The following is a 25,464-nucleotide window of genomic DNA, read 5'->3' on the forward strand; positions in this document are numbered from 1 at the left end:
TTGTTCATCAGCCAGCCGACCTTGTCGGTGACCCTCAAGCAGTTGGACGACGAACTGGGCGTGGCGATGTTGCCGCAGTCGCTGGCGGTTGAGCGGGTTGGCGTGGTGATTCGGCAGTGGCACCTGCCCGCACCTACACGCCGAGTGGGATTGTGTTTCGCCGCGCAAGCCTTGGAGTCGCCCGCGTTACGCGCGCTGCACGACTATTTCCAGACCCACCGCCCGCCACAATTGTCGGCCGCATAACGCTGTAGGCGTTATTCGAGCATCTGGCTCAGCATCCAGCTTCCGGCTGGCCCCGGTGGGTGTTGCCGTGACCACAGGGCATCCACCGCCACCGAGCGTGGCCAACCGCGGACGTTGAGTTCAACCAGCTCGGCATTGCCAAAACGCTCCACCAACCAGCGCGGTAATTCCGCCCAGCCGAAGCCGAGTTGAGCCATCTCCATCAGCATCAGAAAACTCGGCGCAGACCACACACGGCCTGAGGGGCGCGTTTCGTTGGGGCTGATGATGCTTGCCAGGCGCAGTTCACGGTATTGCTGCAAGGCGTGCGGGTCGATGTTTTCTACGCGGGTCAATGGGTGGGTAGGCGCGACGAACAGCGCGATTTCCGTGCGTTCGGCGACGGGCGAGCGGGTCAGGTCGGGCGGGTAAACCTCCTGGGCTTCGATCAAGGCAATCTGTGCGCGACCGCTTTGCACCAGGGCGATCAAGTCTTCGCACTCGGCGATCAACCACTCCAGTTCGAGGTCCGGGTAGCGTTGTTCGAAGGCCTTCAGGGCGAGTTCGAAGCGTTCTGACTGATAAGTGTCTGACATGGCGATCGTCACTTTCGGCTCCAACCCTTGGGCCAACTGGCTCGCCGCCAACTCCAGGCGACTGCTGGCCTCCAGCACCTGCTCGGCGCGTTGCAGCAGGACATGCCCGGCCGGAGTCAGTGTCGGTTTGCGACTGCTGCGGTCGAACAGCACTACATCCAGGTCAATCTCCAGGCTCGCCACCGCCGCACTGACGGTGGACTGACTCTTGCCCAGCTTGCGCGCCGCGGCAGAAAACGAACCTTGGGTGGCCGCTTGGACAAATGCTTGCAGCACTTCGTGAGAGGCCATGAGTATCGCCTTGATCGATGGTTATTAGTTATGAAGTATCGATTCAAAGGGTAATGATGGCAACCATCGTCACTCACGGAGAAGGGTCATGCACCCCACCAAGTCGATTACTGAACGTGTTTGCCAAGCCCTGGGTTTTGAAGGCCTGGCGTTGTTGATCTGTACACCGCTGCTGGTCTGGATCACCGGGCGGCCGGCCTTGGAGATGGGGGCGGTGACCTTGGGCCTGAGCCTGTTGGCGCTGACCTGGAACATCATTTTCAACAGCCTGTTCGACCGTCTCAAGGTGCGCCTGCAACTCTCGGGTGGCGGATGGACGCGGGTGTTGCATGCGCTGATGTTCGAAGGCGGACTGATTATCGTCGCGGTACCTTTGATCGCGGCGTGGCTCAACATCAGCCTGATGCAGGCGTTTATGCTCGACATCGGCGTACTGCTGTTCTTCCTGCCGTACACCTATGTGTATCACTGGGGGTATGACGTGATTCGGGAAAGAGTCATCAACAGAAACGCCAGTCTCTGTAGGAGCGAGCTTGCTCGCGAAGAGCGTTAACGATAATGCGGGTTGCCTGGATAAGCGTGGTGCTCTCAGGTTTTTCGCGAGCAAGCTTGTTCCTGCAGGTGATGTGTGAAATCAGAGAAACATGCCGCCCGAGGCCTCGATGCGCTGGCCGGTGATCCAGTTGCTGCCGTCGGCCAGCAAGGTGGAAATCGCCCCGCCGATATCGTCCGGCAAACCGGCGCGCCCCAGGGCCGTGTTGTTGGCCACCATCGCGTTCAAGTCCGAGTTGTCGCGTACTGCGCCGCCGCCGAAATCGGTGGCAATCGCGCCGGGGGCCAGGGTGTTGACGGTGATCCCACGTGGGCCCAGCTCCTTGGCCTGGTAGCGGGACAGCACCTCCACGGCACCTTTCATCGATGCATAGGCCGCATACCCCGGTAGGCTGAACCGCGCCAGTCCGCTGGAGATATTGATGATGCGCCCGCCATCGCTGATCAGTGGCAGCAGTTTTTGCGTGAGGAAAAACGGCGCCTTGAAGTGGATCGCTACCAATTGGTCGAACTGAGCTTCGGTGGTCTCGGCAAAGCTGGCGTGGGCGCCGATGCCGGCGTTGTTGATCAGAAAGTTGAAGTGCTCTTGTGCGAATACATCCTTGAGCAAGCGGCCGACTTCGCTGACAAAACCATCGAAGGTGCCGCTCTGGCTCACATCCAGTTGCAGCATCGCGGCGCGGCCACCCAAGGCCTGGACCTGCTCGACGACTGACTGGGCCTCAGCCGCTGCGCTGTGGTAGGTGCCGATGATATCGACGCCTTGTGCCGCCAGGTGCAACGCGGCGCTTTTGCCCAGGCCACGGCTGGCGCCGGTGATAAGTGCGATTTTACGGGTCATGGTGCAGTCCTCTCAGGTGATCAGTGACACTGAGTGTATTTATTCGCCCATAACGTGATAAACAGCGTTATCCCGGAATCACTGGCCGGATAAGGCGAACAATCCCATGAACAAGCTTGAGCTGCTGCGCACCTTCGTGCGCGTCACCGAACTGTCGAGTTTTACCCAGGCCGGTGAGAGCCTGGGGCTGCCGCGTTCTACGGTGTCAGAACACGTGCAGGCCCTGGAGCAATTGCTCGGCACGCGTTTGCTGCAGCGCACCACGCGCAAGGTGCAGGTTACCCAGGACGGCCGTGTGTTGTATGAGCGCAGCAAGGACTTGCTGTCGCACATGGAGGAACTGGAGGGGTTGTTTCGTCAGGATGAGGCGCAATTGACCGGACGGATTCGCGTGGACATGCCTAACGTGATGGCGCGCGGCATGATCCTGCCGCACCTGCCGCTGTTCATGGAACGCCATCCGCTGGTCCAGATGGAAATCAGCAGCTCCGACCGCCAGGTGGACCTGATCGCCGAAGGTTTCGACTGCGTCTTGCGGGTGGGCGCCCAGCCCGATCAAACCGTGGTGGCGCGCCGGGTGTGCAGTATGCCGATGGTCAACTGCGCGAGCCCGGCCTACCTGCAACGTTATGGCGTGCCCCAGACCCTGTCCGACTTGGCGGATCATCAATTGGTGCACTATGTACGGCCGTTGGGCGCCCGTTCATCCGGCTTCGAGTATCAGTCGGGCGGCAAAGTGCAGCGCGTGCCGATGGCGGGGCGTGTCACCGTCAACAGCACGGATGCTTATCAGGCGGCGTGCCTGGGCGGCTTCGGCATTACCCAAGTGCCGCTGCTGGGGATACGCGCCTTGTTGGCCAGCGGAGAGCTGGTGTCGGTGCTGCCGGACTACCCGGCGCCGCCGTTGGACGTGTCATTGCTGTACGCCGGCCAGCGTCATTTGCCGTTGCGGGTGCGGGTGTTCATGGACTGGTTGGCCGCCACCCTGCAATCCCATCTTTAACGCCGCGCCGACAACTGTTGCGGCGCCAGGAACGCGTCGTGGAAGTAATCGCGCACCGCCTGCATCGCCGGGGTGAATGCGCGCTCGCGGTGCCAGGCAAGGCCCACGCTCATCGGCGTGACCGGATCAGTGACCGTGAGCGTTTCGATGCGCTTGCCTTCCAGGGACCAAGGCCGATGCACCAGGTCCGACAGGATCGCCACGCCGCTGCCATTGGCGACCATGCTGCGCACCGCCTCCACTGAGCTGGTGCGCAGGCGCACCTTGGGCGTCTGCCCGACGTGCTCCCAATACCGCATGGCGCTGTGTTCGGCCTCGTCGACGGTGAGCAGGATGTAGGGCTCCTGGGCCACATCCGCCAGGCTCACGGCGCCACGTTCGCACAAAGGATGATGGCTGGGCAGCCACAGGCGACGCTCCGAGTTGAACAGAATTTCTGAAACGATATCCGGGTGGGTCAGGTTGGCGGTGAGTACCACGGCCATGTCGAACAGGCCGTCGAGCAGACCCTGTTCGATGGCCTGCCGCTCCTGTTCAAACACCTCGATGGTCACGTCCGGATGCCAGTGCTCCATGCGCTGCAGGTGGTGCGGCAGGAAGTAACCGAGGACCGTGTAGCTGGCGGCCAGGCGCAGCACGCCACGGGCGCGGTAGTCGGGCAGCGGGCTGTTCAGCGCGTCATCAACGCTGCGCAGGATCACGTAGGCGCGGTTGAGAAAGTGCCGGCCGGCGTCGGTCAGGTTCATGCCCTGGGCCGAGCGCACGAACAGCTGCACGCCGAGCATGGCCTCCAGTTCCTTGATCGCCGTGGTGACCGCCGATTGCGAGATGTTCAGGTGAATGGCCGCCTGGGAAATCTGGCCGATTTCGGCGGTGGCGACGAAATAACGAATTTGGCGCAAGGTCAGGGACATAGCGATATCTGTTTTTCAGAAGATGGGTCATCTGATAATAGATCTTCCCAAGGGGTCAAGCGGCAGCCTACTTTTCCTCCATCACTTAGGCGGAGCGACTCTGATGCAGGCAGTGGATTTCAACTCGGACATGGGCGAGGGCTTCGGTCCCTGGACCATCGGCGACGGCGTCGACGCGGAGCTGATGGCTTATATCAGCTCGGCCAATATCGCCACCGGCTTCCACGCCGGTGACCCCGGCACCATGCGTCGCACGGTCGAGCGCGCCAAGCAACTGGGCGTGGCCATTGGGGCGCATCCGGGCTTTCGGGACCTGGTCGGCTTCGGTCGTCGCCACATTAACGCGCCAGCCCAGGAGCTGGTGGACGACATGCTCTACCAGCTCGGCGCCCTGCGTGAAATCGCCCGGGCCCAAGGTATGACTCTGCAACACATCAAGCCCCATGGCGCGCTCTACATGCACCTGGCCCGTGATGAAGAAGCCGCACGGTTGCTGGTACAGAACCTGCAAATCATCGAGCCGACCCTGCTGTTGTACTGCATGCCCAACTCGGTGATCTGGCGCGTGGCCAAGGAGCTGGGGCAGCCGGTGGTGCGGGAGTTTTACGCCGACCGTGAGTACGATCTGACCGGCTCCATCGTGTTTACCCGCAACGTGCGGGCACTGGATCCTGCGACGGTGGCGGCGCGTGTCCTACGGGCTTGTCAGACGGGGCGTGTGCGAACTGTAGAAGGCGAAGACCTGCTCATCGAATTCGATTCCATCTGCCTGCACAGCGACACCCCCGGTGCGCTGGAGTTGGTGGAAGCCACCCGCGAAGCCCTGGACCAAGCGGGCATTACCGTCAAAACACCACAATAAGAACCATCCCCCATTTTTTCGCCTGCCTTTCTACAATGATTCCAAGAGGAACAGACATGGCTGAAACATCCCCCATCCGCTACAGCTTCGGTGGCGATGAACACCTGTTTGCCGAGGTCAGCGACAGCATGTCCCTGGAGGCTTTTTTCACAGGCATGGCGGTGACCCGTGCCGTGGAGCGCCTGGCGTTGGAAGGCGTTCTGGATGTATGCCTGGCCAATGCATCGTTCCAGATCCGCTTCGACCCCGACCGCATCGCCCCCCATGTGCTGCTCGATGCGGTGCAGACCGCCGAAGCCCAGGCCGTGGCCGAGCGCACCTTGCACACGCGCATCATTGAAATCCCGGTGCTCTACAACGACCCGTGGACCCACGAAACGCTGATGCGTTTTCGCGACCGCCATCAAGACCCGAGCGGTACGGATTTGGAATACGCTGCGCGCATCAACGGGCTCGCCGATGTAGAGGCGTTTATCGCCGCCCACAGTGGCGCGCCGTGGTTTGTGTCGATGGTCGGATTCGTTGCGGGCTTGCCGTTCATGTTCCAGATGGTCGAACGAGAGCGGCAGTTGCAGGTGCCCAAGTACCTGCGCCCGCGTACCGACACGCCGAAACTCACCCTTGGCCATGGCGGCTGTTTTGGTTGCATTTACTCGGTGCGCGGTGCCGGTGGTTACCAGATGTTCGGCGTGACCCCGGCGCCGATCTACGATCCGGCGCAGCAACTGGCCTACCTCAAGGAACACATGGTGTTCTTCCGTCCTGGCGATATCGTGCAGTTCAAACCCATGGACCGTGCGGCCTACGACCTGGCCGTTGCCGACGTGGACGCAGGACGTTTCGACCTGCGCATCCGCCCGGTGGAATTTTCCCTCGATGCCTTTCTCGCCGACCCCATTGGCTATCCAAAATCCCTGCAGGAGGCGCTGGCATGATCAAGGTTCTCAAACCCGGCCTCGCCACCTCTGTGCAGGACCTTGGCCGCGAAGGTTACTACCACCTCGGCATTCCGCCGTCGGGTGCCTTGGATCAGTACGCGTTGAGTGCGGCTAACCATCTGGTGGGCAATCCGGTCGGCGCTGCGGGCTTGGAGTGCACATTGATCGGCCCCGAACTGGAATTTCAGCAAGACGCGCTGGTAGCACTCAGCGGCGCCCTGATGTCACCGCGCCTGGACGGTGAAGTGGTGCACCAGGACACCGCGTTTCAGGTGCGTGCGGGTCAGGTGTTGCGCTTTGAATTTCCCAAGGCGGGCGCGAGGACCTATCTCGCGGTGGCCGGTGGCATTGATGTGCCGGTGGTGCTCGGCAGCCGCTCGACCTATGCCCTCGGCGCACTCGGCGGGTTTCACGGACGGCGCTTGCAGGAAGGTGATGAATTGCCCATCGGTGAAGCCAGCGGCACGGGCCGGGCGGGCAACAGTCTGCCGATGGCGCTGCGCCGATCAGTGGGCGGTGACGTGACGCTGCGCGTGGTGCCCGGGCTTTATTACGAGCGCCTGACGGAGGCGGCCAAAAGCAGCTTCTTTGCCGAGCCGTGGACCGTGGGTTCCGAAGCCGACCGTATCGGCTATCGCTTCAAGGGCGGCAGTGCGTTGAGCTTCCAGCCACGGGAGCAACCTTTCGGCGCGGGCTCTGACCCGTCGAATATCGTCGACAGCTGCTACCCGATTGGCTCGATCCAGGTGCCGGCAGGGCTGGAGCCGATTGTGTTGCACCGGGACGCGGTGTCGGGCGGTGGCTACGCGATGATCGGCACCGTGATCAGTGCCGACCTGGACCTGATCGGGCAGATGCAGCCGAACCAGCGGGCGGGGTTTGTGGCGGTGACGCTGGAGCAAGCATTGGAGGCGCGTCGGGTGTACAAGAAACGCGTCAAAGCGATGACTGGACTCTTCAACAACTGAAGAAATAAAAATCCAAATGTGGGAGCGGGCTTGCTCGCGAATACGGAGTGTCAGTCACTGGAGATGTTGACTGAACCACCGTATTCGCGAGCAAGCCCGCTCCCACATTTTGTCTTGAGTTGTGTCAGAAGAGTTGGGTGAACAGCCAGTAGAGGCTGCCCGACAGCAAAATTGCCGCCGGCAATGTCAGCACCCAAGCCATCAGCAAATTACGGATAGTCCGCATCTGCAAGCCACCGCCATTCGCCACCATGGTCCCCGCGACACCGGACGACAACACATGCGTGGTCGAAACAGGCAAACCGTACATATCCGCCGCGCCGATGGTCAGCATCGCCACCATCTCGGCCGAGGCGCCTTGGGCATAAGTCAGGTGCGTTTTACCGATCTTCTCACCGACGGTCACCACGATTCGCTTCCAACCCACCATGGTGCCCAGGCCGAGGGCGATGGCCACGGCGATCTTCACCCACAGCGGAATGAAGCGCGTGGAACTGTCGATCTGTTGCTTGAACAGTTGCAGCTTGCCCTGGGTATCCGCGTCGAAATTACCGACCTTGCCTTTGTCCATCAACCGAATGGTTTCGCTAGTCAGGTACATGTCGTTACGCACGTTGCCGACGGCCTCGGCAGGCACTTTGGCCAGGGAACCGTAGCCTTTGACTTCATCACCGATCTGCCCGGCCAAGGCGGCGAGGGCCGGGATCAGTTCCGGGGTGGCTTCCTTGGTGCGCATGTAGGTCGAGAGGATCGGGCGCGGATCGCCCGTCAGTGCTTGCGGTGCGCTTTTCAGCAGCGCCACTTGGGTCACTTCGGCCACCGCCGCGAACTGCAACGACTGCTCGGCCGGCATGGTGCGGTTCAGCGCGTAGGCCATCGGCAGGGTGCCGACCAGGATCAGCATGATCAGGCCCATGCCTTTCTGCCCATCGTTGGAGCCGTGAGCAAAAGACACGCCGGTGCAAGTGGCGATCAGCATGCCTCGGATCCACCACGGCGGCGGCGTGTTGCCTTTGGGCGCCTTGTACAACGCGCGGTTCTTGACGAACGCGCGCAGGGCCAGCAACAGCATCGCCGCAAACGCGAAACCGATCAGCGGCGACAACAGCAAGGCGTAACCGATCTTGATCGCCTGGCTCCAGTCCACGCCGCTGGTGCCGTCACGCCCGTGCATCAAGGCATTCGCCACGCCGACGCCGATGATCGAGCCGATCAGCGTGTGGGATGACGACGCCGGCAAACCCAGCCACCAGGTGCCGAGATTCCACAGGATCGCGGCGATCAACAGGGCAAAGATCATCGCGAAACCGGCCGAAGAACCCACCTGCAAAATCAACTCTACCGGCAGCAACGCAATGATGCCGAACGCCACCGCACCGCTGGAGAGCAGTACGCCGAGGAAGTTGAAAAAGCCCGACCACACCACCGCAAAATGCGGCGGCAGCGAGTTGGTGTAGATCACCGTCGCCACGGCGTTGGCAGTGTCGTGGAAGCCGTTGACGAACTCGAACCCGAGGGCGATCAACAGCGCCACACCCAGCAGTAGAAAGGGTGTCCACGTCGTGAGCTGCGCGCCCATTTCATGCATGTCATGCATCAGGCTGTAGGCGGTGAACAACAGGCCCATGGCGAGCACGGCGAAAAACACGATCACCGTCACCAGGCCGGGTTTCTTGTCCAGCCTGGGTTTAGGGTCTGCAGGTGAGGCGTGGGTGGAGGCAGTCAGGGAAGGGGTGGCCATGCCGGAGCATCCAGTGTGGGAAGGATGTCGTTCATAGTCATTGCAAAATGTTACAGGGATGCTGCCATACATCAGTGTTTGGGTGATTGAGCTGGCCGCTGGTCAGTAATCCTTGCGCTTCCTGAACGCCCAGCGCCCGGCGATCAGGGTAAAGGTCGCGACCAGTGCCACCAATATCCAAAACCCCTCCGGGTCCTGTGAAAGCGGCACACCGCCCACGTTCATGCCAAAAAAACCGGCGATGATATTGATCGGCAATGCCAGCACCGTCACCACGGTGAGGGTAAACAGTGTGCGGTTGCTTTGTTCGTTGAGGTTGGCGGCGATTTCTTCCTGCAACAACTTGATGCGTTCGCCCAGGGCCATCAGGTCATTGATGATCAGCGCAAATTCCTCGGTGGACTTGCGCAATTCCTTCACGTCTTCCTTTTGCAGCCATTGCGGCGGGCGGTTGAGCAGGCGCAACAGCGAGCCCGGCTCCAGCGCCAGCAGGCGTTGCAGGCGCACCAGCACCCGGCGTGCAGCACCGAGTTCGGCGCGGTTGGTGGACAGACGTGACGACAGTAACTGGTCTTCGATATGGTCGACGCTGATGCTGGTCTTGCGCACGATCTGGGTCAGCACTTCACCCTGGTCGCGCAACAGGTGTACCAGCAAGGCCAACGGTGAGCGAAAGCCTTCGCCAGCCTTAACCGACGAGCGCAGCTTGTCCACCGAGTGCAGCGGTTGCAGGCGCGCGCTGATCAGCAAGCGACTGCGGGCGCAGACCCACAGCGTGGAGATATCCGACGACACCATGCTGCTGAAGTTGAACACCACGTCGTTGACCACCGCCAGCAAGGCCGAGTCGACGTGTTCGATGCGCGTGGAACGCGAGCCCTCATGCAGGGCTTCGAAGAATTCTTCCGGCAGGTCCAGGTTTGCCTGCATCCAGCGCTCGCACGCCGCATGGGCGAGGTTCAGGTGCAGCCACATGAATTCTTCCGGGTCGCCCGGTTGGCGCAGGGCCTGGAGCGCCGTGGCCGAATCGATCTGCTCACCCTTTTCACCGGGGCGAAAACGGAAACCGTAAAGCAAGCCAAACAGGTCGGAATCCTGATGGCTGTGGTCGATGCTGTGGTTCATGGGGACTCGCAGAGAAAAGGCCTGTAGGACGTTTCACAGGTCGCGTCGCGAATCATTGCAAGGGGGTTTGACAGTTTTGTGACGGTTTGCGAATTACTTCGCTGTTGAGCGCTTGATCAGGCCGTTGGCAGGCTAGGACGCAGATCGTGCCGGAGAACTGGTCGCCGGTGCGGAACTCCGGCACCGAAATGTAGCTTTCAAATGGGTAGGGACGCTGGGAGTGGTGGTCCTGGTAAAGCGGATCTTAGTGCCCACTCCGACGAGTGTAATTAAGCGACCTTGCGCGCCGTAAGTGGAATTTCATTCGATGAATTGAGGTTTTTCCTACGCGCGGACATAAAAAAAACGCGCGACCCGAAGGTCGCGCGGTTTTCAGTGAAGCGGTCACTCAGCTATCGATCTTGTCTTCCAGCACGGCGCCGGTCTTGGCGTCGAGCTTCACTTCAAAGCGCTTGCCGGCGGTGTCGGTCAGGTCAACTTCGTAGACCAGTACACCGCTGTTGTTGTGGTCCAGCTCGGTGTCAGTGATGGTGGCACCCGCGTGTTTGGCCACGGCGGCAGCGTTGAGTTTGTCGAAAGGCATTACGGCGCCGGACTTGAGCAGGCCTTCAATCTGGTCTGGGCGAACATCCGCCTGGGCCAGGCCGGCGGTCAGGGTCAGGGCGGTAGCGGCGAACAGGGCGGTCAAGGTTTTCATGGTGTGTATCCTTTTCGAGTGAGCTGTTTAAGTGGGATCAGGTTAACCAGCGCAACTTAACTCACCCTTAATTAATTCAAACAGTTGCGCAGTTTGTTCAATCCGCCAGGCGCGGGGGATTTCATGCTGGAGGCTCACTTGAAGGGAGACTCTGCATGAAACGGTTAGTGAGTTGGATCTACGCGCCTGCATTTCTGTTTGGCTTTATCGCTTGCGGACTCTGGCAACCGCACGCGCTGATTTTGCTGTTCGTGACAGCGGTTGCAGTGTCATTCCTGGCGGAGCAGTGGTTGCCCTATGAACCACAGTGGAATCGCAGTCTCGGTGATCGTCGGCGCGACACCGTGCACGCCTTGGTCAACGAAAGCCTGAATGCCGTGGGCTTGTTGATCCTGCCTGGGCTCACGGCGTTGTTGGCGTTTGAAGGCATTTGGCCGCGTGGCTGGCCGCTGTGGGAACAGCTGCTGATGGCTATTGTGCTGGCTGATGCCGGCATTACTTTGATGCATTACGCCAGCCATCGCATCGCACTGCTGTGGCGCCTGCATGCGGTGCATCACAGTGTGCAGCGGCTCTACGGTTTCAACGGTTTGATGAAGCACCCGTTGCATCAGATGCTCGAAGCCACTGCAGGCTTGCTGCCCTTGATCCTGTTAGGTATCCCGCTGGACGTGGCGCAATTGCTGGCGCTGGCCATTGCTCTTCAACTGCTGTTGCAGCATTCCAATGTGGACATGCGCCTAGGGCCATTGCGCTGGGTGTTCGCCTGGGCGCCGGTGCATCGGTTTCACCACATGAAATACGGCCGTGCCGGGGATGTGAATTTCGGCTTGTTTTTCAACCTGTGGGATTGGCTGTTGGGCACGGCGTATTACCGCTCGGGCTACCGCATCGGGCCCGGGGATCTTGGGATTGGCAGTCGGCCGGATTTCCCGGTGGGCTATGGGGCGCAGTTGCGTGATCCTTTCAAGACGGTTGGCTTGAGCAAAGAGCCGTCACTGCCGGATGGTTTAGGTTAACAACTCAACCTTCAGCTGGCGCAACGACGCCGCCGCCGTGACGCCAAACAACTGCTTCATGGTCCGTGAAAAATGCGCTGAGTCGGCAAACCCCGCACCGTGAGCCGCTTCGGTCAGCGTGCCACCGGCAAGCGCCAAGTGCAGGGCGATGCGCAATCGTCGCCACAGCACCAGGCGACGCACAGGCAAACCGAGTTGTTGGGCGAACAGTCGTTCCAGTTGACTCAATGACAGGTGCGCGGCCTGGGCCAGGGCCTGGGCCGAGACTTTGCCGGCGAGGTGTTGATCCAGTGCGGCGAGGGCGCGCTCCAGACGTGGATCATCCAGGCTGCGCCGAGGCAGTCGACGCATTGCCTCCAGGGAGAGGTCCTGGTGCAGCAAAGGGGCAATATCAAACACGGCAGGTTCGGCGTACAGCACCGAGACCTCACCTTGAGTCTCAAGAATGGCGTGAGTCTGTCGCGATGGGATAAACAGGCGGTGGGCCGTGGTGACCTGGCCGTCGAGGCTGACCGTGATCGGTGAGCCTGTGGAGAACATCAATTGGTGGGCGTAGTGCGCATGGGGCGCGGTGCGCCCCAGCTCGCCGCGGATCAGGCCGTAGTCACGGCCCAACCACAGGCGGCCTGACCATTCGGCCTTCACTCAGTACTTATAGTCGTTCAGCAGATCCTGCACGCTGGACGACGGCCAGCGCTTGTAGAACTTCAGCAGTTCGGCGGCGCGGTTGGTGAAGATGCCATCGACGCCAGCCTTCATCACTTTTTCGAAGTCCACCGGCTCATCCACGGTGTAGACGTGTACCAGCAGGCCTTTGTCGTGGGTCAGCTTGTTCATTTCCGGTTTGACCAGGTCCGAATAGCTCTGGTCGCCGTGATTGGTCAGCTCAGCCGATGGGCCGGTGCCGATGGCGCCGAGGCTCTTGGCTTCGTCGACCCACTTTTCGAACTCGGCAGCGTCTTTCGGCTCTTGCTTGGCGTAATAGGCGGCCTTGGTGGTTTCGCCGGATTCAGCGAACGTCTGCTTGTTCTTCGGCTCGATACTGCCTTCGCCCACCCACAGCAGCAGGATTTTCGGGGTGTTCGGCATTTCTTTCTGCAGCTCTTTCAGGCTGGCCACTTCGAAGGTTTGCAGCACCACGCGACCCTTGCCCTGGCCGACGCCAACGTTGCTCTTGCCCAGCTTGGAACCGGCGGAGCTCAGCCAGCCTTTGTCGAGCAGCTTGTTCTTCAGGTCGGCTTCGATGCCGGGGAATTGCTTGGGCTCTTTGGTTTCGATGTACAGGCCGGGTTTGTGCTGAGGGTTGCCTTCAGCGATCTTGATGATGTCGTCCAGGCTCTGGATTTTCAGGCCGACGAAACCTGGGCGCGCGCGGTCCGGGTAGGCGGCGTTGAACCAGCTGCCGGCGTCGAGGGTTTGCAGTTCTTTCCAAGTGAACTCGTTGGCCGGGGCGTCCTTGCGATCAGGGAACTTGGTGGCCACGTCGGTGGTGCGCTGCAGATTATTGTCGTGCAGGGCGAACAGTACGCCGTCCTTGCTGCGCTGCAGGTCCATTTCCAGGTAGTCGGCACCCAGGTCGCGGGCGATCTTGTAGGCGGCAGCGGTGGATTCCGGTGCATCGAAGGAAGCGCCACGGTGGGCGATCACGGCAGGGTAGGGGATGCCTTCGTTGGTCGCCAATTCGGCCGGGCTGATAGGGGCTTGCGCATGTGCCTGGCCAAGGCCGAGCATCAGGGCGAGCAGCAGGGCGCTCTTGGTAGACGTGACAGGCATAGGCGAAGTCCTTTCGTAGAGGTAGCTTTGAGAAGGCCTCCTTTTTAACAATTGATTGCGAAAGGCGCTATCACCAAACCGACATTAACGTGTGCAGCCCTCAATTTTCTCGGTTTTTTTCTCGGGCATTGCCGTATTCTTGGCCGAAGCTGCCCCGTTAGAGGGCGGCGCTTTTCGCCACGCGTGTAAACCATCTTTCCAGTTCCTGTGGGACTTTTCAGTGAGGTTTACCATGCGCATCACCTCCGAGCTTATCTGCCAGGCCGCCGACCAACTCCACGGTTTTGTTGGCCTCAACCGCAAGACAGGCCATTACATCGTGCGATTCAGCGAAGACGCCTTCGGCATGGACGTGGCCGATGACGGCATCATTCCCACCGCCGAATTCGTCTGGCTGCCGGCCCCGGAGCAGACCATGACCCTGTCCCGCGAACGTATCCAGTTGCTGCTGGACCAAAACATCGACGACCGCATCAACATCACCGAGCCGTTGCGGGTGTATATGCGTCGGGTGGAGATTCCGCAGATCAGTGCGTTGCGCAGTCTTGTGAGCTAGCCCGCCTTGAAACGGTAGTCCCGTTCGACTTTGCATACCCGCGTCTGGAAGGCTGAGTACCAGGCGGCGCGCCCTTGTTCGCGCACCGCCCGGTGCTCGGCCTGCTGCTTCCAGGCCAGGATGGCCGCTTCACTCTCCCAGTACGACACGGTGATGCCCAGAGCGTCCTCCCGTGCGGACTCCACGCCGAGAAACCCCGGTTGTTCGCGTGCCAGTTCCAGCATGCGGCTGGCCGCCTGGCCGTAGCCTTGATCGCCTTCGGTGCGCTGTGAGCTGAAAATCACCGCGTAGTAGGGCGGGTTGGGTGTGGGGGCGATCATGCGGACTCCGCCTGGCAAGCCTTGAGCAGGGCAATCGCCAAGGGCGGGGTGATGCCTTTCAGTGCGACGCGCTCGGGCTGGAACAGGGTGGCGACGAAGAACGGGTGGTCGAGCAATTCCACCGCCCGTAGATCGCCCGCCGAGTCATGGCCGCTGGGGATCAGGTCGCCGTTGAGCAAGGCATCGAGAAACGCGGGGTTCACGCCATAACGACAGCGATAACCTTCCTGCACATCAAGGGTGCCGTAGGCCTCGGCGATCCGGGTGTAGGGCGCCAGGCGCACGGTGTCGGTGGCTTCCACCAGCGCGCAGCTCAGTGGCGCGATCACAGCGCGGGTGGACTGCGGGGCGAGCTCGCCATGCTCGGCATCCTTCCAACCCAGAACGTTGCGCGCGTATTCAAGCACCGCATGTTGAAAACCGCCGCAAGTGCCCAGGAACGGTCGGCGTTGCTCGCGGGCAAACTGGATCGCGCGCATTGCGCCCTCGGTGTCACGGTAAGGGCTGGCGGGGACGCACCAGAAACCGTCGAAGCCGTGCAGTGACGGGGGTAGGTTATCGGTGTCGAGCCACTGTACGTGAATGCTCAGGCCCAGCGTCTCGGCGGCCTGTTGCAGCGCCACGGGGATGGCTTGGTGAGCGATGACATCGGGGTTGTAGTCGCCGATCAGGGCGAGGTGCAAAGGCGTGCTTTTCATCGTGTACGTCCTAGGGCTTGTGGTGTCCTGGGACGCACTATAGATTGGCGTTCACGCAATCAATATTGGCGTATCAACACATGCTCAATGCAGTGACGCACTATTCAATCGACTACCCAGACTTATCGTTGATCCTCGCCCTGGTGCGCGGCGGCACGCTCGCACGGGCGGCGGCGCTGTTGCGCGTGGACGTGTCCACGGTGTTCCGCGCGGTGCGGCGCCTGGAGGCGGCGCTGGGCCAGACGTTGTTTGAAAAAAGCCGCGCCGGCTACCTGCCCACCAGTCTGGCGAGCAACCTGGCGCAGCAGGCAGAACGCGCCGAACAAGCGCTGGAGGCCGCGCGCATCGGTGTGGAGCAAGGCGGTGAGGTGATCAGCGGCACGGTGCGCCTGACCTGCACCGACTCGGTGCTGCAAGGTTTGCTGTTGCCGGCCCTGGCGCAGTTCATGCCAGAGTACCCGGCGCTGACCTTGGAGTTGAGCACGTCGAATGATTTTGCCAACCTCAGCCGCCGCGACGCCGATATCGCCCTGCGCCTGACCCGCACGCCGCCGGAGCATCTGGTGGGGCGGCGCCTGGGCAATGTGGCTTATCAGGTGTGTGCCCGTCCGGAGTTCGCCCAACAGCACATGGGTCATGAATTGGCTGACCTGCCTTGGATCGCCCCGGATGACTTCCTGCCCGACCACCCCACGGTCGTCTGGCGCCGCGAGCACTTGCCTGGCGTGCGCCCCAGCTATCGCTGCAACAGCATGTTATCGGTCACCGAGTTGGTGCGTGCGGGTTTGGGGGTGGCGGCGTTGCCCGACTTTTTAATGGGTGAAGGCCTGCAGCCGTTGGGCCCTGCATTGGCGGGGCATGACACAGCGCTGTGGTTGCTCACGCGTCCCGATTGTCGGGCGCTGCGCTCAGTGGTCACGCTGTTTGATGAGTTGGGCCGACACGTGCGGTTGCCTTAGGTTTTTCGCACAAAGTGCTCATGCATTTCGCTCGTCAGGCTTTCGATTCGTTCTGTCAGTTGCTTGGTCATCTCCGTGAGGCGAGTATTTTGCTCCAGCAGCTCCAGTAACTGTTTGCTGGTCTGAGCCGCCTGGGCCTGGCGCTCAGTGTTAGCGCTGGCCAGGGCTTCGCGGTGTTGGGCGTCGGCCTCTGACTGCGCCTTGTCGCGAGCGGCCTGGCGCGTCTGGGCCAGCAGGATCAGCGGCGCGGCATAGGCCGCTTGCAGGCTGAAGGCCAGGTTGAGCAGGATGAACGGGTACACATCGAAGTGCGTGATGCCGGTCGTGTTCAGCACCACCCACACCACCACGATTGCGGTTTGTGCGCCGAGGAAGGTAGGCGTGCCGAAGAACCGGGCGAAAGCTTCAGCCTTGAGGGCAAAAGTGTCATTGCCGAAGGTCGGCGCCAAGTGGGCGTGGCGACGGTGGAAGCGCAGGTGGTCGACGGAAGCGGTTTCGGTCTTTTCTGGGGTCATGGCGGGCTCGGACGTTTGCTTGAAAACAAGCAAGCACTATAGACCGAGCGCTCACCCCCCCGTATGAAGATCGGCTCAGTTGCCACCGCGCTCATTGGCGAATGCATTCACCGCCTGCACCGCGTCGCTGGTGCCTTCGCGGATTTGCAGGATCACCGTGCCGGCGCGGTTGGCCAGGTCGACCCCTTGCGCGGCGCGGTCGCGGGTGCCGTCCATGCTGTGGATGGCTTGGCGGGTTTCGTCCTGGATCATCGCGATCATGCTGGAGATTTCCGCCGTGGAGCCGCTGGTGCGTGCAGCCAATTGCCGCACTTCATCAGCCACCACCGCAAACCCGCGACCTTGCTCGCCTGCACGCGCCGCCTCGATGGCGGCGTTGAGGGCCAGCAGGTTGGTCTGGTCAGCGATGCCGCGAATGGTGTTGACGATGGCGGTGATCTGCTGCGAGCGCTCGCCCAGCTTGGCGATCAGTTGTGAGGAACCGTCGATATCCGCTGCAATATCGCGCATGCCGCTGGCGGTTTGCTGGATCACTTCGGCACCTTTTTCGGCGATGTCCCGGGTGTTCAGGGAGATGTGATACGCCTGGGCGGCACTGGCGGCGTCGGCGGTATGTTGCTGCACCATGGCGGTCACGTCCGAGGCGAACTTCACCACTTTGCACAGGCGCCCGCCAGCGTCGTACACCGGGTTGTAGTTGGCTTCGAGCCACACGGCCTGGCCGTTCTTATCCACCCGTTCGAACTGGCCGCTGAACATTTCGCCCTGGTTCAGGCGCCGCCAGAAATCCTCGTAGGCCGGGCTGTTGGCCAACGCTTTCGTGCAGAACAGGCGGTGGTGCTGGCCCTGGACCTGCGCGAGGGTGTAACCCATGCGCTGCAGGAAGTTTGCATTGGCCGTGATGATGGTGCCGTCGAGGTTGAACTCGATCACCGCCATGGCCCGGCTGATGGCGGCCAGTTTGGCATTGGCTTCACTTTCTGCCTGCAGGCGTGGGGTGACATCCATGGCGTACTTCACCACTTTGATGACATGGCCCGCGTCATCGCGCACCGGGTTGTAGCTGGCTTCCAGCCACACCGACTGGCCATCGCCGGCCACCCGTTCAAAGGTGCCGGACTGGTACTGGCCATTGCGCAGGTTCGACCACAACTGGTTGTACTCGGCGCTGCGGGCGAACGCGGGAGTGCAGAACATTCGATGGGACTGGCCCTCGATCTGCTCGGCGCGGTAACCCATGGCCTGGAGGAAGTTGGCATTGGCCCGCAGCACGTTGCCGTGCAGGTCGAATTCGATCACCGCCATGGAGCGCTCGATGGCGTCCAACAGACTGGCGTGTTGGGCAAGGGTGTGTTGCAGGGAATCTATGGTTTTCTTGTGGGCGTTGAATAGCATGTTCGGGTGCTCGGACAAGCAGGCTGCTGGGAGTTTCCATGGGTGTGCGCCTGCCCCCGTAAGGCATGCGCCGTACGGTTGACTTGCTCATTGTCGGCTTCCTTGTGCCGACAGAGGGGTGGGACAACGGGTTCAGAGTGATCAGCCTGACAAGAAGTTCGCCGCAATGGCAGGACCTTTTTTGGGTAGCCGACAAGTGGTGGCCTTTTGCTTTGATCCAGCGCGCAGGAAGGAAACTCAGATGAGGTGTGGTAGGACCGGTTCCGGCGACTAAGCGACCCTCTCGTCGCTCATGTTGACCCGGTTACGCCCGGTGTCTTTTGCGGCATACAGCGCTCGGTCCGCCGCATTCAGCCACATGGCGGCGTCGGTAAAGACGGGTTGGAAATCGGCCAGGCCGATGCTCAGGCTCACGCGCAATTCAGGGATCTGTGGGTTGCGGTAATTGCTGAAGGTCTCGCGCATGCGCTCCATGACCTGGGCGGCCTGTTCCATGGGCATTTGCGGAAGAATCACACAGAATTCATCGCCGCCATACCGCCCTGCAAGGTCGTTTTCCCTCAGGTTGCGCCGCAGCTCCAGGCTCAGTTGCCGCAGGACCGCGTCACCGACGATATGGCCGTGGGTGTCATTGATCTGCTTGAAGTGGTCGATATCGATCAGGGCGATGGTGGCGTGGCTTTGCTGTTGCTGACATTTGTGGAATTTGAGGTGCAGCAGGTCTTTCCAAGAGCCGTGATTGAGCAGGCCGGTGAGGCTGTCGGTACGGCTTAGGGCACTGAGCGCGCGTTTGTGTTCCGACAACTTAATCGCCAACTGATAGCAAACCATGCCGATGGCCATGGGGTAGAGCGTTAGCATCGGCAGGCAGGTGTAGACCTGGGTGAGGCTGACGTTGGGGTTGAATTTAATGCCGAAAAGCGCACCTGCGACCCCGATACCGGCCACTTGCGCCAGCAGCCCACGCAGGAATAGCCGCTTGCCGCCCGCCGCCACGTTGTTCATGGTCATCATGGAAAGGATGGTGACGGTTGTCAGTGGTGTGAATTGCGTGGCCGCGGCCCAGAACCCGCCGAACAATGAGTCGTACAACAGGTTGCGTTGCTCGGCCTGGTAGGGAAATTGCGAGCGCGCTGAGAGTTGGTAGGCCACATGCGCCCAGGCGAAACCGTTGAACAGCAGAAATGCCCAGACCCAGCCCGGCATTGCGAGCGGATAAAGCGCGCCTGTGACACTGATGCTGCCGATGCCCAAGCCGATAATCCTTGGATTGTAGATACGTCTGGCAAATGAAAGCCCTTTGCCTCGTCTGTTTTCCATAAATTCCTGGGGCTGTTCTTTATTAGCAGGTGCGGCAAGGCGCGTCAGCGGGTCGAACCGTTGATCGGATAATAGCTGTGAATATTGTCAGTTATTCGCGTGGGAATAATCAGTGTCCTTCCAAGCCATTTGTTCAGGACAGCGCGTGAATATGCCAAAAAGATCAGGAATGTCGTTCACACCACAGGTTTTATGGCTGACGGGAAGGGGTGACTTCGTAGCCGGCCAGGAACAGGTCGATGGCGGACTCGATAACATTGGCCTGAGTGGCGGCGTCCAGAACCGGTTGGCCGAGCGTAATTTGCGGCCAGAAGGCGAACGCCTTGAGCAGGCTCTGAATCTGGTGCGCGGCAAATGCCGGGTCGTTGCAATTGAGCCGGCCATCTTCCTGGGCGGCGCGGACCCATTGGGTAAAACCCTCTTCGCGCTTGCTCAGACGGGTGACCATGTCCTGCGCACGCTCCGGCGAATGGATGGTGGCGGCGATGGCGACCCTGGCAAGGTCGAGGAAATTGGCGTCCGCCATCATCTTCATCTTCGCTTCCAGCAAACCGCGCAGTTGTTCGCGCAGTGGGCGGTCGCTGGCGTAGCTGACGTCGAGCTGCGCAACGCTGCTTGCCCAGAGTTGATGGAGAATTTCGGCAAACAACTCCTCCTTGCTGGGGAAGTGGTTGTACACCGTGCGTTTGGAAACGCCGGCGGTGGCGGCAATCTTGTCCATGCTGGTGACCTCGAAACCGTTTTCGCGAAACTCAGCGATGGCCGCGGCCACGATGGCTTCGCGTTTACGGTCGGTGAGGCGTTGAGGGGCAGTCATGGAGGGCGCTCGGTTCGTCAAGGAAAGTTACACTCAGTAGTTTACTTGCTGTGTATTTTGTTGCAATCTTAAAACTACACTGTGCAGTGTAATTAAAGATCGGTCTGTAGGAGTCACCTGTAAATGGCCACGATTTCGTCCCGTGTCGATTCTTCGCCGGCAGCGCCCAAGCAAGACCAGGGGCACTTCAGCAACGAGGCGCCCGTACAGCAGGGGGGCTTCGGCAAAACCCTGCGTATTTTCTGGAATATGTTGTTCAACAAGCCGCGCAGCACGCGGCCGGTGGGGCAGATCCCGGTGCAGCCGCTGACGCACGAGCAGCTGTTGGCGGCGCCGGATCACAGCGTGTTCCGTCTCGGGCATTCCACGGTCTTGCTGAAAATGCGCGGCAAATTCTGGGTGACCGACCCGGTGTTCGCCGAGCGTGCGTCGCCGTTCAGTTGGGCCGGCCCCAAGCGTTTCCACCAACCGCCCATCAGTCTTGAGGAGCTGCCGCCGCTAGAGGCAGTGATTCTTTCCCACAACCACTACGACCATCTTGACCGCAAGGCTGTCGTCCAATTGGCCGATAAGACCCGCTATTTTCTCGCGCCGCTGGGCGTCGGGGACATTCTGGTGAAATGGGGCGTGGACGCCAGCAAAGTGCGCCAGCTGGATTGGTGGCAGGGCACTGAGGTGGAGGGCATTCGGTTTGTTGCCACGCCTGCGCAGCATTTTTCCGGGCGGGGCCTGTTGGATGCCAACCAGACCTTGTGGTGTTCCTGGGTGATGATCGATGGTGCGCGACGGATTTTTTTCAGCGGCGATACCGGTTACTTCGACGGCTTTAAACGCATCGGCGAACAGTACGGTCCGTTTGACCTGACGCTGATGGAAACAGGCGCTTACAACGTCGATTGGCCCCACGTGCACATGCAACCTGAGCAAACCCTGCAAGCGCATATCGATCTCAAAGGCCGCTGGTTGCTGCCGATTCATAACGGCACCTTCGACCTGGCGTTCCATGCCTGGCACGAACCGTTCGACCGCATCATGGCCCTGGCCTGGGAGCGCAACGTGTGTATCACCACACCGCAGATGGGGCAGGCGTTCAGCTTGAACCAGCCTGAGCGAGGGTGTGCGTGGTGGCTGGAGGTTGAAGCCCAAGGTGCGCAGGAACAGCTAGCCGGCTGACGGAACAGCCGCCGGAAAAAGGAGTTTTCAAGCTGTTTCAGAGCTGCGACAGACGCCAGCCAAGGGTGCGATGATCCCCGGAAAATCAATTCTCGGGGGACGGTATTTATGGAGAGTAAGTGTCGGAAATATTGGCAGGCGGGTATACCGTGCCCACCGAGTCAACCAGCTTCTGTGCTCACTGAAGCGTCTGGCCTGGCGACTTCGCTCAACGAGCAAGGGAACCCGCGAAGTATCGCTTTCGGTGTCGAGCCCCAGGCTCGTGACAACCCTGGACGAATCGTCCCCATTCCAGGTTATGACGCTCCGAGTCTTCCCCTGAAACCCTTGCGCGACCCGGCGCTGTCGTTGATTGCCTTAAGTGGCGTCGATCCCTCTGGGCCGGTGATGGTTGAAGTCCCCTTGGTGGAAAACAACACGGCCTTCACGGCTACTCACGCGCTGGGCGGCAGGCGCGTGGGGTTTGCCGAGCGGTTTGTGGATGACCACGAAGAGGGGCGGATCGAACACCCTCCCTCCTTCCTGAAAGCCTTGGGCATCCTGCGCCAGGCCGGTACCGAGCTGGTACCAGTGCCTGCACACCGGGCCAATCAGACCCTTCACACCCGCAACGAAATCGATGAGCTGGTGCGTGCATTCCGACTGGATGCCCTGGTATCCGACAGCCGTAGCAGCGCCTTCCACAGCGCGTGCTGGAGTGGCTACCCGGGGGTTGGCGCGCCGCTCGAGGATGGCGCGACGCTGTGGTTCTACGGCGCACGTTGGGCGAAAGATTGGCTGCCGGCGCTGGTACAGGGCTATCAAAACGTGTGCCGTCTGATGGATCGGCAGGATGAGCCACCCGCAGCGCTGAACTATCCCACACGGTGAATCACCCTCGCCGCGCTGCCAAGGAGGGGTGAAGTTTTTAGACTGGCCTACGGATCAACGTTGGTCCTTCTTCATTTCTTACTTCTCAGGAGGTCGTATGTTAGGAATCGCATATGGCATGGGCGCCATGGTTTGGCAGGTCGTAGAGTCGTTCGCTGGAGACGCCTCACCCACGGCTTCAACACCTGTGCCCGCGGGTACTGAATACCTCGGTGTCAACGAGCTCAGCAGGCAAATGGCCCTGCCGGGCGGGCTCACTTCGGTCGATCTGGTCACTCACCTGCAGGAGCGGATTCGCAGGCTGGATCCGCAACTGAGCGCCATCATCGAACTCAATCCCAAGGCGCTTGAAACCGCACGTGAGTTGGACCGTGAGCGGGCCAATGGCAACGTGCGCGGGCCGCTGCATGGCATTCCCATCTTGCTCAAGGACACGATCGAAACCGAAGGCATGCAAACCAGTGCGGGTGCGTTTGGGCTGGTCGGTGCATCAGCCAGCAAGAACGCCCCGTTGGTGGACTACCTGATCCAGCAGGGCGCGGTGATCCTCGGCAAAACCAACATGACTGAAATGGCTGGGTTCCGTGGGGGCCCCGATGGCTGGAGCAGTCGGGGCGGGCAGACCCGCAACCCTCATCAAAGGGACGCCGACGTTGGAGGGTCCAGCTCCGGCTCTGCCGCCGCCGTTGCAGCAGGGTTGGCGCCCATGGCGGTGGGGGCAGAAACCAACGGTTCGATCATTGTGCCGGCAGCGCGTAACGGTATTGTCGGGCTCAAGCCCACTGTCGGCCTGCTGGACCGCAATGGAATTATTCCCGCGAGCCAGTACCAGGACACACCGGGCCCGATGACGCGTTCAGTGTTTGATGCTGCACTGATGCTCAATGCCATGTCAGGCAGTGATCCCGCGGATCCAGCAAGCGTGGGAGCGCCCCAAGGTATCGATTACACCCAGTTACTGGTTCCAGGCGCGTTGAAAGGCAAGCGTATCGGCTATCCCGCCACGTTCTCCAAAGAGGGTGAAACCCTGCCAGTGGAGAACAGCACGTCATTCAATCGGACATTGGAAGTGCTTCGCGAGCAAGGCGCGGTGTTGGTGCCGGTCAACCTGCGCCTGGCCGATGCCTCACGCTACGACGAACTATTGCTTTCGGATGTGAAGGACTCACTGAATACCTACCTGGGCAAGCGCTCGGGATTGCCGGTCAAGTCGCTGACCGAACTGATCCGGTTCAACGACGAACGCGATGGCAGTGAGACGGATCATCAACCGGTGCTCAGGGAAATCAGCGCCTCAACGCTGACGCCAGCAGCACGCAAGCCACTGTGGGATGCGCTCATCCAGGATTTCAGAAGCTCGATCGATGACCCGATCAAGGCAGAAAACCTGGACGCGATGGTGTCGGATTTCGACACCAACAGTTACTTCGGCGTCGCGGCAGCCGGCTATCCGGGAATTGCCGTACCGTCTGGTGTAGATGAGGATGGTCTACCCACCAGTGCCTACTTTTTTGGTACCCAATGGGCCGAGCCCACCTTGCTGGCAGTGGCCCATGGGTATGAGCAAGCAGCTCAGGTAGCGGTTAAGCCGCAACTTTGACGCCGTAGCGTGCCGCTGGGGAGCGATGCGACAGGTTGGGTGCCAGGGAGCCTTGCTGTTTCGTAGGCGTCCCTGCCCAAGGTGTCGTCCGCAAAGGCAATCGAGCGGTTGCGCATCGAGGGGGCGCGCCTGCTGCTCGATCTTGGCGACCACTTCATCGACATCATCGCCCGCGAAACCGGCTTCGGCGACCCGGAACGGATGCGCCTTGCATTCCTGCGTGCCTTTGGCCAACCGCCGCACATGATGCGCTGGGCGCGACAACTGCAGGCATGACTCTACGCACCTTTCGGTTCAAGGGATGCCGACGTTGTGCCTATCAAACGGGAGAGGATGCCCTGCGCTACAGGCTCTGGTTCTGCACAGTCAAACCGGCGCACACTCATCCCCCACCCCGGTGCAAACCCCGGGAAAAACACCAGCCCTTCAGCTTCCAACCGAAACGCCAAGGCCAGGCGGGTTTCATCCCCCACGTCATGCTGGCTTTCAAACTGTTGAACCGCCTCAACGGCCACACCGGCCTGGCGAGCCAGGTCTTCCCGGCTCCAGCCCAGCATCGCGCGGGCTTGCACACTGTGTTTGGCGGTGAATTGATGCAGGACGATCTGCTGTTCTACGAAAGAGCTCATTGCCAGAGAGGACATGGGGTTTCTCCAGGTTCGACGGGGGAGGGCAAACTATACTGTGTTTTTGTACAGTTGTTTTGACCGCTCATCAACTGGATTTTTGCTGACCCACTATTCCACCCCTGGCGCCTCCCGAATGATCAGATGGTCCAGGTTCTCGATATTGGCACTGAATACCCCGAAGGTCTGCTCGGGATTCTTCTTGCTCGGCACCTGTTTCAGCTCCGGCGTCACCCCGTAGAAGAAGCAGTACAACGCGCGCTCACTGTCCACGGCCGCCTTGATCTGCTCCAGGAACACCTTGCGTTTGCGGTAGTTCTCAATGAGTTTTTTACTCAGGTAGACGTTGACCGAGTAGGGCTTCTTGTCGAGCCACACTTTCTTTTCGAAGTCGATGCGAAAGCTGCTGGTGTAGTCCTTGATCGCCCTGATCTTGCCCCAGTAGATCAGGCCTTTGTTGTCTTGCAGGTATTCGATTTTCTTGAAAAACGTCCAGTAGGTCGCGGTGTGGTCACCGATTTTCAACGGCATGGACTTGAGCTTGTCCTTGTCGTCGATGTTGGACACGAAACATTCGACCGGGTGGGCGAACACGCTGGTTTTGTCTGGGGTGCTGTCATTGGCGCGGTGGGATACAGAGCTTCGGTTTGAGGGCGCTTTCACTGGATCGTGTGGGATGCTTCCCTCTGTACTCGCAAGCGGCGTCTGGCGTTCGTACTGACGACGGGTGAGTACAAACTCCGATGGGAAATGGTCCTCACGCTCGTCGTCACTGTCATCTACCGCAGTCTTGGGCGTGCTGGCGTAACGACAACCGTCGATATGCCGGGTGCTGGTCCTGTTCTTGAAATGCGGCGTGCGCAGGTAATTGACGTTTTTGGCGTTGAAGGTGCTCAGCGCGTTACCGGGGTCAAACGCCGTACGACAGTCGTCATTGGGGCAGAGAAAGCTGTCCTTGTCTGAGTCGAAATCGGTTGTTTCGTCGAAATTCAGGTCTCGTACGTCGTAGATCGACAGCTTGTCATCGAGACTCAGGCAGTAGGCCGTGTCGAATTTCATGGGGCTCGGGT

Annotated in this window: 27 protein-coding genes and 3 pseudogenes; 13 read left to right on the plus strand and 17 right to left on the minus strand. The window is 60.6% G+C overall.

The features are described 5' to 3' along the window. Positions 1–54 precede the first annotated feature (54 nt). Positions 55–246: pseudogene (locus AB4O08_RS18865) on the plus strand (LysR family transcriptional regulator); the annotation flags it as partial. A gap of 11 nt (positions 247–257) precedes the next feature. Here AB4O08_RS18865 and AB4O08_RS18870 read toward each other — a convergent pair. Then, positions 258–1,112 carry a LysR family transcriptional regulator gene (locus AB4O08_RS18870; protein ID WP_010208246.1) on the minus strand — a complete coding sequence of 285 codons (855 nt, stop codon included), beginning with the start codon at positions 1,110–1,112 and terminating at the stop codon, positions 258–260. 88 nt (positions 1,113–1,200) lie between these two features. On the opposite strand from AB4O08_RS18870, the gene AB4O08_RS18875 reads away from it, so the two are divergent. Next, positions 1,201–1,665 (plus strand): multidrug/biocide efflux PACE transporter, encoded by a 465-nt coding sequence (locus AB4O08_RS18875; protein WP_305375304.1) that lies wholly within the window; start codon positions 1,201–1,203, stop codon positions 1,663–1,665. Between the two features lie 81 nt (positions 1,666–1,746). On the opposite strand, the gene AB4O08_RS18880 is transcribed toward AB4O08_RS18875, so the two are convergent. Continuing rightward, entirely contained in the window at positions 1,747–2,505 is a 759-nt protein-coding gene (locus tag AB4O08_RS18880; RefSeq protein WP_021491277.1) for an SDR family NAD(P)-dependent oxidoreductase, read from the minus strand. A gap of 106 nt (positions 2,506–2,611) precedes the next feature. On the opposite strand from AB4O08_RS18880, the gene AB4O08_RS18885 reads away from it, so the two are divergent. Further along, a complete protein-coding gene (locus tag AB4O08_RS18885) occupies positions 2,612–3,508 on the plus strand; it encodes a LysR family transcriptional regulator (protein WP_460114272.1) in 897 nt (298 codons plus the stop codon). Here the strand turns inward: AB4O08_RS18885 and AB4O08_RS18890 are convergent. Continuing rightward, complete coding sequence (locus tag AB4O08_RS18890; protein ID WP_021491278.1) at positions 3,505–4,422, minus strand: LysR family transcriptional regulator; 918 nt, start codon at positions 4,420–4,422, stop codon at positions 3,505–3,507. The two genes, AB4O08_RS18885 and AB4O08_RS18890, sit on opposite strands and share 4 nt — an antisense overlap. A gap of 103 nt (positions 4,423–4,525) precedes the next feature. Here AB4O08_RS18890 and AB4O08_RS18895 point away from each other — a divergent pair, with 103 nt between their 5' ends. The 3 genes from AB4O08_RS18895 to AB4O08_RS18905 are packed head-to-tail and all read left to right on the plus strand — an operon-like array spanning position 4,526 to position 7,190. Then, a complete protein-coding gene (locus AB4O08_RS18895) occupies positions 4,526–5,284 on the plus strand; it encodes a 5-oxoprolinase subunit PxpA (protein WP_021491279.1) in 759 nt (252 codons plus the stop codon). Between the two features lie 56 nt (positions 5,285–5,340). Continuing rightward, the gene (locus tag AB4O08_RS18900; RefSeq protein ID WP_010208253.1) at positions 5,341–6,219 is read left to right on the plus strand and encodes a 5-oxoprolinase subunit B family protein; all 879 of its coding nucleotides are present in this window, start codon (positions 5,341–5,343) and stop codon (positions 6,217–6,219) included. Then, entirely contained in the window at positions 6,216–7,190 is a 975-nt protein-coding gene (locus tag AB4O08_RS18905; RefSeq protein ID WP_021491280.1) for a 5-oxoprolinase subunit C family protein, read from the plus strand. Before AB4O08_RS18900 ends, AB4O08_RS18905 begins: the two co-directional genes overlap by 4 nt. 124 nt (positions 7,191–7,314) lie before the next feature. On the opposite strand, the gene AB4O08_RS18910 is transcribed toward AB4O08_RS18905, so the two are convergent. The 3 genes from AB4O08_RS18910 to AB4O08_RS18920 all read right to left on the minus strand — a co-directional run bounded on the left by AB4O08_RS18910 (position 7,315) and on the right by AB4O08_RS18920 (position 10,753). Further along, positions 7,315–8,931: an inorganic phosphate transporter gene (locus AB4O08_RS18910; protein ID WP_010208258.1), complete on the minus strand. Its 1,617-nt coding sequence runs from the start codon at positions 8,929–8,931 to the stop codon at positions 7,315–7,317. Positions 8,932–9,033: 102 nt separating this feature from the next. After that, complete coding sequence (locus tag AB4O08_RS18915) at positions 9,034–10,056, minus strand: transporter (protein WP_021491282.1); 1,023 nt, start codon at positions 10,054–10,056, stop codon at positions 9,034–9,036. 388 nt (positions 10,057–10,444) lie between these two features. After that, on the minus strand, positions 10,445–10,753 hold the full coding sequence (locus AB4O08_RS18920) for a PepSY domain-containing protein (RefSeq protein ID WP_010208262.1): 309 nt from the start codon (positions 10,751–10,753) through the stop codon (positions 10,445–10,447). 155 nt (positions 10,754–10,908) lie between these two features. On the opposite strand from AB4O08_RS18920, the gene AB4O08_RS18925 reads away from it, so the two are divergent. After that, on the plus strand, positions 10,909–11,772 hold the full coding sequence (locus AB4O08_RS18925) for a sterol desaturase family protein (protein ID WP_010208264.1): 864 nt from the start codon (positions 10,909–10,911) through the stop codon (positions 11,770–11,772). Here the strand turns inward: AB4O08_RS18925 and AB4O08_RS18930 are convergent. Both AB4O08_RS18930 and AB4O08_RS18935 read right to left on the minus strand, forming a co-directional pair. After that, a complete protein-coding gene (locus AB4O08_RS18930) occupies positions 11,764–12,417 on the minus strand; it encodes a helix-turn-helix domain-containing protein (RefSeq protein ID WP_460114273.1) in 654 nt (217 codons plus the stop codon). The two genes, AB4O08_RS18925 and AB4O08_RS18930, sit on opposite strands and share 9 nt — an antisense overlap. Next, entirely contained in the window at positions 12,418–13,545 is a 1,128-nt protein-coding gene (locus AB4O08_RS18935; protein ID WP_010208267.1) for a glycerophosphodiester phosphodiesterase family protein, read from the minus strand. It abuts the gene before it with no gap. Between the two features lie 232 nt (positions 13,546–13,777). Here AB4O08_RS18935 and AB4O08_RS18940 point away from each other — a divergent pair, with 232 nt between their 5' ends. Continuing rightward, positions 13,778–14,101, plus strand: coding sequence for a DUF2025 family protein (locus tag AB4O08_RS18940; RefSeq protein ID WP_010208268.1), 324 nt, complete (start codon positions 13,778–13,780; stop codon positions 14,099–14,101). Here AB4O08_RS18940 and AB4O08_RS18945 read toward each other — a convergent pair. Together AB4O08_RS18945 and AB4O08_RS18950 are read right to left on the minus strand one after the other, a co-directional pair. Then, entirely contained in the window at positions 14,098–14,421 is a 324-nt protein-coding gene (locus AB4O08_RS18945; RefSeq protein WP_010208269.1) for an antibiotic biosynthesis monooxygenase family protein, read from the minus strand. The two genes, AB4O08_RS18940 and AB4O08_RS18945, sit on opposite strands and share 4 nt — an antisense overlap. Then, positions 14,418–15,119 carry a CTP synthase C-terminal region-related (seleno)protein gene (locus AB4O08_RS18950; RefSeq protein WP_010208271.1) on the minus strand — a complete coding sequence of 234 codons (702 nt, stop codon included), beginning with the start codon at positions 15,117–15,119 and terminating at the stop codon, positions 14,418–14,420. The genes AB4O08_RS18945 and AB4O08_RS18950 overlap by 4 nt, the downstream gene beginning before the upstream one ends. Before the next feature lie 80 nt (positions 15,120–15,199). Between AB4O08_RS18950 and AB4O08_RS18955 the strand changes: the two genes are divergently transcribed. Next, positions 15,200–16,078, plus strand: coding sequence for a LysR family transcriptional regulator (locus AB4O08_RS18955; protein ID WP_460114274.1), 879 nt, complete (start codon positions 15,200–15,202; stop codon positions 16,076–16,078). Here AB4O08_RS18955 and AB4O08_RS18960 read toward each other — a convergent pair. From AB4O08_RS18960 to AB4O08_RS18980, 5 genes and pseudogenes are all read right to left on the minus strand, one after another. Next, positions 16,075–16,593: a DUF1003 domain-containing protein gene (locus tag AB4O08_RS18960; protein WP_010208274.1), complete on the minus strand. Its 519-nt coding sequence runs from the start codon at positions 16,591–16,593 to the stop codon at positions 16,075–16,077. The two genes, AB4O08_RS18955 and AB4O08_RS18960, sit on opposite strands and share 4 nt — an antisense overlap. A 75-nt stretch (positions 16,594–16,668) precedes the next feature. After that, positions 16,669–17,220, minus strand: coding sequence for a methyl-accepting chemotaxis protein (locus AB4O08_RS18965; protein WP_460114871.1), 552 nt, complete (start codon positions 17,218–17,220; stop codon positions 16,669–16,671). A gap of 48 nt (positions 17,221–17,268) precedes the next feature. After that, positions 17,269–17,988: pseudogene (locus AB4O08_RS18970) on the minus strand (PAS domain-containing protein); the annotation flags it as partial. 270 nt (positions 17,989–18,258) lie between these two features. Next, the gene (locus tag AB4O08_RS18975) at positions 18,259–19,308 is read right to left on the minus strand and encodes a diguanylate cyclase (RefSeq protein WP_460114275.1); all 1,050 of its coding nucleotides are present in this window, start codon (positions 19,306–19,308) and stop codon (positions 18,259–18,261) included. A 190-nt stretch (positions 19,309–19,498) separates the two neighbouring features. Then, on the minus strand, positions 19,499–20,125 hold the full coding sequence (locus AB4O08_RS18980; protein ID WP_044287744.1) for a TetR/AcrR family transcriptional regulator: 627 nt from the start codon (positions 20,123–20,125) through the stop codon (positions 19,499–19,501). A gap of 123 nt (positions 20,126–20,248) precedes the next feature. Between AB4O08_RS18980 and AB4O08_RS18985 the strand changes: the two genes are divergently transcribed. From AB4O08_RS18985 to AB4O08_RS19000, 4 genes and pseudogenes are all read left to right on the plus strand, one after another. Next, positions 20,249–21,298, plus strand: a complete 1,050-nt coding sequence (locus AB4O08_RS18985; protein ID WP_042571261.1) for an MBL fold metallo-hydrolase — start codon at positions 20,249–20,251, stop codon at positions 21,296–21,298. A gap of 174 nt (positions 21,299–21,472) precedes the next feature. After that, complete coding sequence (locus AB4O08_RS18990; RefSeq protein WP_240054986.1) at positions 21,473–22,168, plus strand: hypothetical protein; 696 nt, start codon at positions 21,473–21,475, stop codon at positions 22,166–22,168. Positions 22,169–22,265: 97 nt separating this feature from the next. Continuing rightward, a complete protein-coding gene (locus AB4O08_RS18995; protein WP_069672736.1) occupies positions 22,266–23,768 on the plus strand; it encodes an amidase family protein in 1,503 nt (500 codons plus the stop codon). An 84-nt stretch (positions 23,769–23,852) separates the two neighbouring features. Further along, positions 23,853–24,044: pseudogene (locus AB4O08_RS19000) on the plus strand (helix-turn-helix domain-containing protein); the annotation flags it as partial. Between the two features lie 2 nt (positions 24,045–24,046). Here AB4O08_RS19000 and AB4O08_RS19005 read toward each other — a convergent pair. Further along, complete coding sequence (locus tag AB4O08_RS19005) at positions 24,047–24,412, minus strand: helix-turn-helix domain-containing protein (RefSeq protein ID WP_021491290.1); 366 nt, start codon at positions 24,410–24,412, stop codon at positions 24,047–24,049. A 93-nt stretch (positions 24,413–24,505) separates the two neighbouring features. After that, positions 24,506–25,453 (minus strand): hypothetical protein, encoded by a 948-nt coding sequence (locus tag AB4O08_RS19010; RefSeq protein ID WP_010208286.1) that lies wholly within the window; start codon positions 25,451–25,453, stop codon positions 24,506–24,508. Positions 25,454–25,464 lie beyond the last annotated feature (11 nt).

Source organism: Pseudomonas sp. H3_E07 (assembly GCF_054668895.1).